Here is a 13,746-nt window from a genome sequence, read left to right on the forward strand (position 1 = left end):
TTCCCCTTTCCCCTTTCCCCCTTCCCCTTCCACCAGGGAAATAAATCGCTCGATCTTAATTTTCTCCACCCCAGCTTGGGGAGTGCCCAGCAAGATTTCTCGATCGTTAACTTGATAAACAACCGCAAAACTATCTTCCCAGGCAATTATCGCAGGATTCTTAATCCGACAGATCTGGTTGGCGGGAATATCCATCATTCGTCCCATCAAACCCAAGACTTCCGCAATCGCCGCACACAGTTGGAGAGTAGCCCGATTATTGCGTTCGAGCTGCATATCGACGATCCGTTGGACGGTTTCACGGCGATATTTAATCCCTAAATACAAACTAACCATCTGGAAACAAGCAAGGATACCTTCCCTCACCCCTTCGCCCAAGACAGCGGGAAATTTACCATCGCTATAGGTAATCGCAATTTGACTGGGTGGAGTGGCAAATTCGCTGTTAGTGACTTGGAAATCTAATTCAGGAGCGTAATCGACAAAGATGGCGGAGACGGCTGAAGTTTCCGACCATTTATCGTCGAAGGCATCCGTGACGTTGAGAAGGTGGGCACTGAGTCCGATTAACCTGGCTGGTAAAACAATCGGAGCTGGGCAATCTAGATGAATGGGGGTACCAAACTCTGGGGCTGGGACTAAACTATCGAACCAGAATCGCTCGGTGGCAAGAGAGTTGGGTAACGAGCGAGCATGGACGGCATCTTGCCAGACGCGCTCGGTTAATTGAGCTAACGCTTTACCTTTGGGTAGGGCTAAGTTTTGGTGCTGGAAGTAATGGGTAATTAAATCGAAGACTTCTGCTCGATGGGGAGTGTCGAAAACCTCTGTCAGATCGGGATATCGATCTTGCAAGTCGTGGAAGTCAGCCGCAGGCAGGACGAAGCAGACGGTTTCTTCGGAAGCTAAGGCAGTCTCACAGGGAATGTTGCGAAGGAGACTGATACCGCCTAAGAGCGTGCCTGGTTCTAATACTTGGAGCGAGACTGGTTTACTGGTAATGGGTTCGACCCCAACTAGGCGGACTTTACCAGAGTAGATAACTAATAAGTGGTTTGGTAACTGGCTGTTAATCAGGATTTTTTGACCCATCCGAAACCGGAGTGGCTTCATTTTACCAACCCAATGTTGTAAGTCGTCTGGTGATAACCTGTCGAATGGGGCGATATGTGCGAGGAAGGTTTGAATGTCGGTAGGGGTTAGGGTTTGTTGTTCGAGCATGGGTAGATGGGGGAAGGGGTAAAGGGTAAAGGGTAAAGGGGGCAATTAATGCCTCTTTAGTTCTTGTCTGCGAAAGCTAGAGTGGATTGTTGTGAAATTGGTGGCGTGGAGAGCAATTTCTGGACTTCTTCATAGATCCATTGATTGAATAGTTCCTCGGTGAGGTACTGACGCATCTCCTCGTCGAGTTGGGCGGGGATAATGGTTTCGAGTTGCAGAACTACCCACCATTCACCGATTTGGAGGGGTGGCAGGACTTCTAATGGTTGGAGGGTAATTAGTGCGTTAGCCAGGATGGGGTCGAGTTTACCCAGTTCGACGGGGCCGCTAATGCCTTTAGTTTTGGCTTCGATCCCCTCAGAGTAATGGGGTGCGAGTTCGACGAAGGAGGCTTCTTCAGATACCAATCGGAAGTAGATTTCTTCAGCAACGTCGATTTCTTTAACCCGAATCATCGAAAATACCACTCGATCGATCTGGGATTTACGCTGGCAAAAGTGTGACTCTACTTGGGTTTCCCATTTGTCGATCTTAAATTTTCGCAGTTGCAATTCACGATCGATTAACTCTTTTAGATCGTCACGTCCCAACTGCTGTTGTTGGAGCCAAGCGTCTAAATCCTGTTCATTACCCAGTTGCTGTTGTTGGCAAAACCGTTGCCGCGCATCTTGATGTTCTGTTTCAGTAATCTCGTAATCCTTAATTGCTGCCTCGATTATCATCTCCTTGGCAAGTTGGGGCACTAACCGATATTTACTAATCAAAGGTAGGAGTTGTTCGGCGGTTAGAGATGTATCCCCGATTTGCAAGACAGCAGACATAGATCGTTTCCTAAATAATTGAGATTGAGTCGGATGGAATTAGCGGAGATTTTTGACTCCATCAGATTGCTTGGCAAACATATCAGTAAACAGACTCATGACTGTCCGATCGCGTAGTTTGATATTGGCTTTAACTGACATCCCTGGTTTAAGCTGGATGTCCGTTCCCTTCACAGTTAAAGTCTGTTGAGAGAGCCTAATTTTGGCTGGGAACCGGGCGTAAGGATAAATTTGGTCTGGGGGGAGGGCATCGGAACCGATCCATTCGATCGTCCCTTTAACGTCGCCAAATTCGCTAAAGTTAAAGGTATCGATGCGGACATCTACCTGTTGACCGATTTTGACGAAGCCGATATCTTTATTAGTAATGTAGACTTTAGCGATCGCGTCTTTACTGGGAATAATCTGGACGAGAGGCTCTGGGGAGTTACTGTTGACTACGCCCTCTGGGTAAACTTTGAGTTCAAATACTTCGCCTGCAACTGGGGCGTGGATTTCTTGATATTTGAGACTTTGTTTGGCTTGGGCGATTTGGTTGGTAATTTCGGTAATTTTCTTCTCGTTTTCGACGATCGATTTATTGAGTTGAGAGTCGATTTCGGCAATGCGTTTGTCGTTTTCAGCCAGTCGGGAATACAAGTCTTTGCGGTTGACGGCTTTGTTATTATCTAATTTTGAGGTGCTTTGACTGGCACTAAGCTGGAGTCTGGCATGTTCTTCGTCCAGTTGGGCGATCTCGGACTGGCGTTGTTTGAGCGTCTGCTGTTGTTCTTGAATGCGTTGCTGTTGGCGTTGGTTGTCGGCTTTACTAGTCGAAATCAGTCGCGTCTGTTCGAGTTGGAGGCGGCTTTGTTCTTGGAGCTGTTGCTCTAGTTCGCTCGCACGGGTGACTACTTCTTGTTCTTGGCGATCGATCTGAGTTCTGGCGATGGCTCCAGCAGCTCCAGCGGGACGCAAGTCGGTGAGGATCTGTTGGTTGATGGCTAATGTTTTTTGACTGGCACTAATTTTGGCTTGATTTTGGGATAATTGTCGATCGATCTGACTTAGAGCAGTAGCTAAACTATCGCGCCCGCTGGCGATTTCGCTGTTGATGCTGGTAATATTCGAGCCAATTCCGGCTTGTTGGTTGACTAATCCCTGACGGCGGACGCGGTTTTCACTCAGTTGCTTTTGAACTTGCCCGATTTCAGATTTACCTGCTGATAGTCGGGTGTTGAGTTCGTTAACGCTCGATGCCAACCGTCTTTGCTGTTCGGGAGTAAGACTCGCGCTACCCGTACCGCTCATTTCGGCACGGTAGAGCTGATTTTCGGTAATTAGGGCACTACGGCTTTGAGCCAGCGCAAGGATTTCAGGAGCGATCTTAATCCCCTTTCCCCCTTCCCCTTTCCCCTTTCCCCCTCTTAGATTCATCTGCGCTCGATAAAAACTATTCTCCGCTGCGAGGGATTCTTTAGTGCTAGCGAGGTAACTGAGTTGAGATTCGGGGATGGTTGATTCTAGTTTCAGCAGTAATGCTCCAGCTCGAACTTTGTCGCCGTTTTTGACGTAGATCTGTTTGACGACACCACTCATGGGAGCTTGGATCTTCTTGGCATCGTCGATGGGTTCGAGTTTACCGTCAGCGGGAATGGCTTCGTCGATGCGGGCGATTAGTGCCCAACTAATGACGGCGACGATTAAGCCCATGATCCCCCAGCCGATAGCTCGCGACCAGATTTGGGATTGTTGGAAGATGACCGATTGACTGGTGTTGTCGCGATGTTTGAGGGCAGTAGATTTGCTAGCAGTTGCTAACTCGGAGTTACTAGTTTTGACGATCTCCACGTCACGATCTTTAAGCATTTGGACGACCCATGATTTCAACCACTTCCCAGGAATTTGCAGCCACGGCACCAGCCTGATGCTGTTAATTTTGTTGCACAGCTACTGCTATAGGCCTATTGTTCCCTAGATCTGCGGGTGATTTTCATTTAGTGGGCAGATCCGCTCTTAATCTTGAAGATTACGACGGGTAACGTTTGCAGATCCGTCAAGTTAGGGCAAATAGTTAGGGGCAGGTGCCGCTAACCGAGCAAAAGCTCGCGTTTGCTCAATCGGTATTTGGAGTGGCGCGAACGTCAGGGGTATGCGGTCGAGCCGAATAGTCCGATCTTTATCTCTGAATCCAATCGCCATCGGGGTAAGCGTCTGAGTTATGACGGTATTTATAAGGTCGTTAAGGAATTTGAGACGGCGACTAATGTATCGCTCCATCCCCATCAATTTAGACATACATTTGCCACTAATATGATGGTGCAGGGCATGAACCCCGATCGTATGATGACACTGTTGTTAAGCCAGCGATCGCGTCCAGTACTGGCTCTGAGGACAAACTCGTTCCTGGGTCAGTTACCTCTGGTGTCTGGGCCGACTTCCTCTGTGTGCAAATTTCACCTGCCACCAGACGATCGTCTGCGGCTGCATTGAAGGACTTTTTTGGGCGAGAGTTAGAAATGCAAGTATCTGTTGGCGATCGAGTCGTTCCTACAACTCCCCGAACGGGAAGCGAGCGGTCATGTGTTAAATTATCGCGGACAGTTACTGACTGCGGGTTTAGCTGCGGCGACGGTAAATGCGCGGCTAGCGGCACTACGCTCTTTTGTCATTCATGCTTACAAGCGGAAACTGTGTAATTTTCGGTTGGATGATATTAAATCAGTCAAGGCGCAGAGTTATAAGGATACTAGGGGAATCGCTTAGTTCAAGTACTACCATCGTCGTCTAAAAGCTAGGCTTTTTCAACTAGCTTATCATTCCCTACCATACTGAAGATCGATCGGGATGCCAAAGTTAAATCTAAAGCATAGGTTATAGGTTCAATATTCTCTGATGGAATATAGATCGAATCGGGATAATTAGAGTTAGTTTGTCAATTCTCAATCGCAAGATTTTATTTTAAAGAGATAAAATATATACAATAACTTTTTGACAAGATTCGGTCTGAATTTAGCATTTATGTATAAGCTGCCTAATTTTTTTATCAATTTTAATTATTCTAGGCTTGCACTTGTAAAAGCACATATTTGCTATATTACAAATTGTTAGTTATTCAATTAAAATTAATTAGATCGAGATATTATGTAGTGGTAGATACAGATTGTAAATTATTAGCTTAGCAAGCTATATACAGCAGCCTTAGAGCGACTGAGATAGTAACGATTGGAGCACAAACACCAAGCTCCGTCCTAAGTTGTCTCTTACTAATTTCAACCATTAAATAAGCCATCGACTTAATCCATCTCGATTCAACATCGATGTTTGATCGGTGTTTGCTGTGAATATTTTCATGAGATTCTACTCTCTGTTTATTAATTTAAGATTTGCAAAAATTAATTTAAAGAAAGAGGTTTGATTGTGACTAGAACTAGAGCATCAATACTTTTCTTTGATATTGGAGATACTTTAGGCACTTCAAAAATATCGCCCCCTCCTGCTCATTTAGTAGGGATAGATATCTATCCATATATACCAAAGATTCTTCAGCAGTTAAAAGATAATAATCTAAAAATAGGCATTATATCCAACACTGGGAGTGAGGTAGCAGCCGCGATCGACGAAGTGCTTGAAGAAGCTGATATTGATAATTTTTTCGATCCAAACTTGCTCATTTATAGCTCAGTGGTTGGGGTGAGCAAACCCAATCCGAAAATTTTTCAACTAGCCGCTCAAAAAGCAAGTCATCCGACAGAGCCTCAGCATTGCCTCTTTGTCGGAGAAGATAGTAAAGAACGAAAAGCCGCTTTTGATGTCGGGTGGCAAGTATGCCCCCATCCACGTTTGATTTTGGATGTATTAAACGGCAGCCGTTTGAGATATATTCGAGTCACAGTTACGACAGCTCAAAGTAATAACGCATGGCGATCGGTGATTAAAGATCTGTCGGTTGTGCCTTTATATGTAACGGGAGCACAGGGAAATCAAGTTTATGCGATCGCGACTACCTCATCGATAACCAAGCTTGACGATCTAGGTTTTCAAGTCGATCGATTGGGCAGTGAGGGCGATCCGCTCACAACAGATGTGTACCTGCTGCGGGACGATCTGCAAACTAGCGCGGGTTTTCTCAACCCCCAAGGACAATCTAGTAGCTTTTTTGTTAATGATGAAGAGTCAAAATGGGTGTTAGCTTCTTCGACTGAGGGAATTTTTATTGCCTTACCCGGCGATCGATCGGTAGAAGAATATCATTTTGAAAATGCACATCACGGACACAATCTCAAGCTGTTACCCGATCTCAGTTTACTCGAACCGTTTGGAACAGGTGAAAATGCCAGAACCGCAGGTTTTGTTGATGCAACCGTAGTTGAATCATCTTTGAGTAGTAGTGAATTAGAAAAATTCAAAACAATTACTCCAGATTCAATTCGTGGATATTTAGACAGGTATACAGGTGTAAAACCGCTGGATGAATCAGTCGGCATCAAAATTAAAAGCCGACATATCCACAGTTCAGATATTGGTGTCGTCACCACAGCCTTGGCACAAGATCTCGAAAAAATCGGTGGTGGTAATTTCAGTATCGGCATGAATCGATTCGTTCATGAAGGACGCGAGTTGGATAACGTAGAAGCAGAGCTACGGGGGAGTGAATCGGCAGAAATTGTGTTAGTTACTGCTCATTTAGATTCGACCGCTGCTTCGAGCCATACTGCTGGCGATTACGATCCCGATCGAGATCCCGCACCTGGAGCTGATGACGATGCTAGCGGCATTGCGGCTGTCTTAGCGATCGCCACTGTCATCAAACAATTAGCGGCAATTAAACCACCCAAGCGAACGATCCGATTCGTGCTGTTTAATGCTGAAGAGCATGGCTTAGTGGGTAGTCAGGCTTATGCACGTACCCAAGCCGCGATTGCTGCGCCGATTGTCGGCGTATATCAAATGGATATGATTGGTTACAACGTTAAACCCCCACGTTCCTTTGAAATCCATGTCGGTTATGCCGCCTCAGCCAATGTCCAAAAGCGATCGCTCGTACTCGCTCAACGGATGAAACGGTTAGCTGCGGTATTATCGCCGAACTTAGCATCTCCGCAAATCTATACTCAACCAGATCCCGCCGAAGGCAGGAGCGATCATGCCAGTTTTCATCAACGTGGCTATGCGGCTTGTGTCACCTCTGAGGATTTCTTTGCTGGGCCGCTGCCCACATCCCCAGCCTCCGAGCCAAATCCTAACTATCACCGGGATGGAGATACTTTCGTCGATTTTGATTATGCGGCGGATATTGCTCGCGTGATTGGAGCTGCTACCTGGGTAACGGCTAACCTGTAATTCTGGTTGAGCTAATTCAAAATTGTCAAAATTCCGGTTTGATTTTTGGCTGCTAACTTTCTGTTCCTATCACCAAAAAATGAGGTATTCAAATGGCACATGCGATCGATACTCGTAACTTCACTACCAATAGTGCAACTGCTGCCCGAATTAATCAACTCAGTCAAGCTGCATCTGTTGTCTCCGATCAATTGCCCGGAACTCAGGCAATTAGTGTTCCTGCTTTGAATTCGCTCACAGGTACGCCCAATCGTCTCTTGTCAACTAATGCCCCAAGCACAGCCGGATCGCTGATCGATCGAGCATTGAGCTTTGTCGCGCAAACCAGCCCCGTCTTGGGATTTGCCCCAGGTGAGCCAGTAGAATTTGTCCCAGACTCTACCATTGAAACAACCAGTTCCGATAGTAAAGCCGTTCATCTTCAACAAAGCTATCGGGGCATCCCGATCTTCCAGATGGTGCGCACCGTTCGCTTCGCTCCTGACAACACCATTAGCGATGTCGTCGGAAACAACGTTAATCTCCCACCCGGAATTAATACGGCACCCCAAATTAGCGTTACTCAAGCAGTACTAGCCGCCGCTCAGTATGTAGCTAATCCCGACGGCACAGAGACAACGATCGATGGTTGGGGACAGCCAATGACTCCAGTTCGCATCGATCTATCCGATTATGTGCCCCAAATCCAGGTAACTTCGCCCCTCCCCAGCAAACCGACAGTTTTGGATAAAGGTCTTTTTGCCGATCCTATTTCGGCTCATTTGGTGCTCTTTTATCAAAATCCTGAGACGCGGCTCGGATGGTACGTGCGGATTACGCTACCAGATCGTCAAGATCGATATGAACTGATTGTCTCAGCAGATCGCCCTGAAGCAGAAATTCTCTACTGCCAAAGCTTAACGCGAACAGCTCTGGGTAAAGGCAATGTTTATAAAGAAAATCCGAGCGCAACACCTCGGCAAATGATTGCTTTCCCTCGGGATCTGAGTGATTATCCCGTTCCCAAACCGACCAAGCTACCTGCTCAATTTCCCGGTCATTGGTGTGCTAGCAATAAGTGCATGGGGAATAATACCATTGCGACCTTAGGTGAATCGATTAAGACTCTTCAAGGCAAGGTTCAAAGTGGAAAAGTCGTCTTCGATCCTGCCAATGACAGCGGAGACGATCAGAAGATTCTGAATATCTTCTATTTCTGCAACTATATGCACGACTTCTTCTACTTATTGGGGTTTAATGAAGCAGTTGGCAACTTTCAAGATGTGAATTATACCGGACAGGGAAATGCCAGCGACCCCGTATTGGCTCACGCTCATAGCGGTACGGTGAATGGAACGGCTAATATGTCAACCCCTCCAGATGGTCAAAGACCTGAGATGAATATGGGGCTAGTAGCTGCTACTGGTCGGCATACCGCCTTTGATGCCGATGTCGTCTTCCATGAATTTACACATGGAGTAACTAACCGCTTAGTCGGCGGTCGGATGAATAGTCCACAGGGGCTGCAACAGATCCAAAGTGGCAGCATGGGCGAAGGTTGGAGTGACTATTTCGCGCTCACGATTCAAAACTTCGACAAATCAGTTGAAAAAGTCGTTACTGGGGACTGGGTAGTTAATAATCCCAATGGTATCCGAGGTCTAAAGTACGATAGCAGCTTCCCCGATCGCTTTGGCAAAATTGGGACGGGACGTTACAACCAAGTGCATAACATTGGTGAAATTTGGTGCGCTACGTTGATGGGGATGAATCGCGAGATTGGAACAGCATTAGGCTCTAAAGAGCGCGGTCATCAACTCGGCTGGCAAATTGTTGTAGATGCCCTAAAACTGTCTCCCTCCAATCCCAGTTTCTTAGATGAACGTAATGCGATTCTCCAGGCACTCAGTGACTTGCAGACAAAAGGAAGCTTGAACGCTGCGGATTATAAGAAGGTCAAAAAAGCAGTTTGGACAACCTTTGCGAAATTTGGCATGGGACCCAATGCTGATTGTTTTGGAGCATCGTTGAACGGGATTGTTGAAGATACTAATGTGCCTTCCGGTCTGTAGTTAGACAGCAGGAGTAGCGGAAAACCCGTTCCTCCTGCTCTAATAACGCTCAACATTGTCACTTTCCCCACCGATACCACCAGGAGCCAAAGCTGATGAATACCCCACAAGATTCTCTCAGTCAAGGATTTGAAAAAGCATGCCAAGTCATTAATCAATTGTCTCAGTCGAGTGAAATTCCCAATTTTGAAAGTACAGGAACTCGCGCCCTAGAAGCCTGGTTCTTGGGTCCAAAAGCTGAAAATGCGTATGAATTAGAACGCTTTATTGTCGAAGCCATTCGAGATCAGGCATTTTGGCGCAGAAACTTTCATCCCAGCGATCCCACTCACATCACTGGAGAGATGAAGAGATCGCCTGAATATCTCGAAGCAATGGATTCTCTTACCGAGGGATATCAGTCCTTATTGGCGTTTCTGAAAAAATCCGTACCCTTTTTCAGTATGCGCTACCAAGGACACATGAACTGGGATTTAACCATTCCTGGTATCCTGGGCTACTTCGCCGCCATGCTCTACAACCCCAATAATGTTGCCTTTGAAGGATCGACAGCGACAACAATTTTGGAAGTCCTAGTTGGCGACGATCTCTGTAAAATGCTTGGATATACCATTCCAGATCGAGCAGCCATCGACAAAGGTGCGATTCGCCCCTGGGGACATATTACCTGTGATGGTACTGTTGCCAATATTGAGGCTCTCTGGTCAGCAAGAAATCTCAAACTCTATCCCTTAGCTTTACAAGCAGCATTAAAGGAAGATCCAGCCTTAGCAGCGGGTAAACAGATCGTCATTTCACGCTCAACTGGTGAATCACTCCCGTTGATTGAGCTAGATACTTGGTCGGTACTCAACCTCAAAGCCGATGATATCCTCGCTTTACCGACTCGCCTCACCCATGAATACCAAATTTCACGGGATACTATTACGACGAGTCTCGCCAAGTATTCCTTACAAAGCTTGGGAATCCAAGAATTTTCCTGCCGCTTTCTCAGCCAGATCGATAAATCTCCCGTTTTCTTAGTGCCAGGTACAAAACATTATTCATTCCCCAAAGCTGCTGCTATTCTGGGTATTGGTGCATCAAACACGATCGATGTACCTGTAGATAAAGATGCCAGAATGAATATTACTGCGCTCAAGGAACTCCTCGAACAATGTCTGAGCGAGCAAAGACCTGTTTATACAGTTGTCGGTGTCATCGGCAGTACCGAAGAAAGTGCGATCGATCCGATTAGAGATATTTTGACATTACGAGCGGAGTTTCGTCAGCTTGGCTTGGAATTCACCGTTCATGGTGATGCTGCTTGGGGTGGCTATCATATTTCCGTGATTCGGGATGATTTTGATATGCCTGTGCCACTGGCTAATTTTGCAGCTCCGCCCCCTCCTGCCATACCGTTAAAGCAATATGCGATCGATCAGTTCCAGGCTTTAGGTGATGTCGATTCAATTACGGTAGATCCTCATAAATCTGGCTACATTCCCTATCCAGCCGGAGCACTTTGCTATCGCAACTCAGCTATGCGAGATCTCGTTACTTTTAGTGCCCCAGTCGTCTTTCATGGTGATACCGAACCAACAGTGGGAATCTATGGCATCGAAGGGTCGAAGCCAGGAGCAGCAGCAGCAGCAGTTTATCTGAGTCATCGAGTGATTAGACCCTCAAAAAGTGGTTACGGCAAAATCATCGGTCAAGCACTTTTTAGTTGTAAAAAACTTTATGCGCGACTGCTATGTATGGCACGTCCTGAAGACCCTTTTATTATCATTCCGGTACCTCGACTACCTGCGGAGGCTGATGGTTCTGATATCCAACAACAAACTCAATTTATTCGCGACAGAATTGTTGGTAAGACTAACGAAGAGATTATTAACGATCTTGCTGCCATGAAATTACTCGCAGAAATTGGGCCAGATCAAAATATATTGGCTTATGCGTTTAACTTTAAAACTGGATCGGAAATTAATACTGACTTAGCTCAAACTAACCGTTTAAATAAAGCTCTTTACAATAGACTGAGCATTAATCCAGGCGATGACATCTACGGCTACGATCTAATTGTGAGTACTACCGACTTAAATGCCGCTCAATATGGAGACATATTTATTAATGACTATAAACGCCGTCTAGGAGTTGAAAAGTCTGCTGGAGTATCCATTACAGTATTGCGCTCTGTGGTAATGGATCCTTGGGTAACTGAGACTACACAAGGCTCATTCTTGGATATTTTGGAAGATGAATTTCGGCAAGCTATAACTGAAGCAATTACAGAAATTGCACCCATCTAAACTAGAGGTTATTGACTCATGGCTTGTAACTCTGGTCGCTCATATCCGATCCAATCGGGAGATACACTTTATCTTATTGCACAGCAAAAATTAGGAGATGGCAACCGTTGGACTGAAATCTTGAAACCGGATGGTACCCAATTTACCGAGTCCGATGCTGAAAATTTACAGGTGGGGCAAGAAGTTTGTCTGCCCCAGCAATCGATCTCGCACCGAAGATTTGCACTCTACTTTTCGTGGAGTCGTCTTCAGGAGATTGGGGCGGAACTTGGCAAATTAGAAAATCGATACTCCAGCTTATTTGAATTTCGACGATCGATCTGGCCTCTATATGAATGGGCAGCAAATCCATCACAATACAAGCAAGATATCTCTGGTTTTCTAGACCATGTTGTTTTATTTGACTTTCAACATTTCAGTGAAGTTATTTCTACAATCACAGGTAATCCTGTCGCTTTAATCCAACGACAGAGTGAGAATGGTACGCTCCAGTTACTCGATGAAAACTTCCTGGAAGATATCGATACTTTAATTATAGTTAGTTTGGATCACTTTGGCACAGAACAAAAACCTAGAGGAGAAGAAGTAGCAGCTATTAAGAAATTTTTAGAACGTGAAGATGCCTGTTTGTTAGTCTGTCCTCAACATGATGTCGGTGCTAGAGAAGATCGAGCATCTCATGAAATAGAATTTTTACATCATGGCGATCGTTTAGTTCCGGCTCAACAGCGAATTGGTGGATTTGCAAGAGCAATTCTAGCCGAACTCGGCTTCCCAATTGAAAATCAATTTGGACTAAATCCAGCCAAGCTAAGTCACGATCGTTCTCCTGCTCCTTTACTTACATTTCCAGATTTAGACGATCTAAAAATCCTTCAAGATGTCACTACATTTAATCTTCATCCTCATCTACCCCATTATTTTATTCCTGACTCCCTTAAAGATTCGGTGCGGGTATTAGCAAAACAACTAATCAATCCAGCCGCTCCAATTCATCCCTTTGTAGCAGCAGGAAATATTTATTTTAATGCGCTGCTCTGGATTCTGCCTAGTGGTACTCGCGTAGCCAACATATTTGTTTGTGATGCAACTCTTTGGAGTTCAGCTTTTGGTGGAGTTCAGAGCCTAGAATTTTTTTGGAGAAATTTAGCACTCTTGGAGTAAATAGGCTAATTTTAAATGACGATCGTGTCTGGTGACTTTGCGTTTTAAAATACTCCTAAAATATTTGAATTTCAAATGTTGTTTAATTCAGTCATAGTCAAATCACAGCTATTTATTAATTTAGTTTTAGCACTAATCATTCTAAATAGTATTTTTTCATTTAACTGTCAAGCTTCTCAGTCAGTAGATCGATCGATAATATTTTATCCTCAACAAACTATTCAGATCGATCGTCATCAGCGAAATATATTAGTTGACACAGATTTTAAAACTAGTTTTCAACTTAGGATCGGTCAAACTGCTATCATAAAATCTGAGAGCTTTGAGCTAAAATTCTTGAATGTTGTCAAGGATTCTAGATGCCCTAAGGAGCTTAACTGCTTTGAGTCAGGGCAAATAGAAATTGCTGTTGAAATCATAGTCAAGGATCGTAGTTATGGAAATTTACAGATCATCCATAATGCAAGTCATAAAAATTCAGAAACTATAAAAGTCGATAATTATTTGATAAAATTTGTTAAAGCAGAACCTTATCCACAGAATACCCTAAGAATAAAGGCTTCAGATTATGTTATTACTTTAATGGTTTCATACATTGGCTAATATCCAGATCGCTATCCAATGTAGCAAAGGCTGAACTAGGTGATATTTAAGATACATCTATCACTTTTAAGTGGTAGAAGTTGAGACGACTTAAACAAGCTCAGGGCAAGGGATTCAGCTAATTAAATAGCTGAATTTATCAAAAATATGCCTTCTAAAATTGCCTTGGTGTCTACGTTTAAGAGATTGAGAATCGATTTAGTTTCGGATCTCGCTCTATTGCGATCTCTACATGCCGTAACGCTTAGATCTGAAGCCTATCTCAGAGGTTTG

The 13,746-nt window shown here is 44.8% G+C and carries 10 protein-coding genes; 7 read left to right on the forward strand and 3 right to left on the reverse strand.

The annotated features are described in order from the left end of the window. The 3 genes from RMO52_RS14170 to RMO52_RS14180 all read right to left on the reverse strand — a co-directional run. On the reverse strand, nt 1-1,221 hold a 1,221-nt coding region (locus tag RMO52_RS14170; protein WP_310415316.1), incomplete at its 3' end, for a cyclic nucleotide-binding domain-containing protein. 56 nt (nt 1,222-1,277) lie between these two features. Beyond that, nucleotides 1,278-2,042 (reverse strand): peptidylprolyl isomerase, encoded by a 765-nt coding sequence (locus RMO52_RS14175; protein WP_310415319.1) that lies wholly within the window; start codon nt 2,040-2,042, stop codon nt 1,278-1,280. A gap of 39 nt (nt 2,043-2,081) precedes the next feature. After that, on the reverse strand, nt 2,082-3,941 hold the full coding sequence (locus tag RMO52_RS14180; protein ID WP_310415322.1) for an HlyD family efflux transporter periplasmic adaptor subunit: 1,860 nt from the start codon (nt 3,939-3,941) through the stop codon (nt 2,082-2,084). Nucleotides 3,942-4,133: 192 nt separating this feature from the next. Between RMO52_RS14180 and RMO52_RS14185 the strand changes: the two genes are divergently transcribed. From RMO52_RS14185 to RMO52_RS14215, 7 genes are all read left to right on the forward strand, one after another. Beyond that, nucleotides 4,134-4,514 carry a site-specific integrase gene (locus tag RMO52_RS14185; protein WP_309745253.1) on the forward strand — a complete coding sequence of 127 codons (381 nt, stop codon included), beginning with the start codon at nt 4,134-4,136 and terminating at the stop codon, nt 4,512-4,514. A 39-nt stretch (nt 4,515-4,553) separates the two neighbouring features. Next, nucleotides 4,554-4,787 (forward strand): hypothetical protein, encoded by a 234-nt coding sequence (locus RMO52_RS14190; RefSeq protein WP_309745250.1) that lies wholly within the window; start codon nt 4,554-4,556, stop codon nt 4,785-4,787. Between the two features lie 654 nt (nt 4,788-5,441). After that, entirely contained in the window at nt 5,442-7,364 is a 1,923-nt protein-coding gene (locus tag RMO52_RS14195) for a M20/M25/M40 family metallo-hydrolase (protein WP_309745248.1), read from the forward strand. A 92-nt stretch (nt 7,365-7,456) separates the two neighbouring features. Further along, nucleotides 7,457-9,415: a M36 family metallopeptidase gene (locus RMO52_RS14200; RefSeq protein WP_309745246.1), complete on the forward strand. Its 1,959-nt coding sequence runs from the start codon at nt 7,457-7,459 to the stop codon at nt 9,413-9,415. A 95-nt stretch (nt 9,416-9,510) separates the two neighbouring features. After that, on the forward strand, nt 9,511-11,706 hold the full coding sequence (locus tag RMO52_RS14205) for a pyridoxal-dependent decarboxylase (RefSeq protein WP_310415325.1): 2,196 nt from the start codon (nt 9,511-9,513) through the stop codon (nt 11,704-11,706). An 18-nt stretch (nt 11,707-11,724) separates the two neighbouring features. Further along, a complete protein-coding gene (locus RMO52_RS14210) occupies nt 11,725-12,870 on the forward strand; it encodes a hypothetical protein (protein ID WP_310415328.1) in 1,146 nt (381 codons plus the stop codon). A gap of 75 nt (nt 12,871-12,945) precedes the next feature. Then, on the forward strand, nt 12,946-13,473 hold the full coding sequence (locus RMO52_RS14215) for a hypothetical protein (protein WP_310415331.1): 528 nt from the start codon (nt 12,946-12,948) through the stop codon (nt 13,471-13,473). Nucleotides 13,474-13,746 lie beyond the last annotated feature (273 nt).

The organism is Chamaesiphon sp. OTE_8_metabat_110 (assembly GCF_031382685.1).
In the GTDB taxonomy this organism is placed as follows: Bacteria; Cyanobacteriota; Cyanobacteriia; order Cyanobacteriales; family Chamaesiphonaceae; genus Chamaesiphon.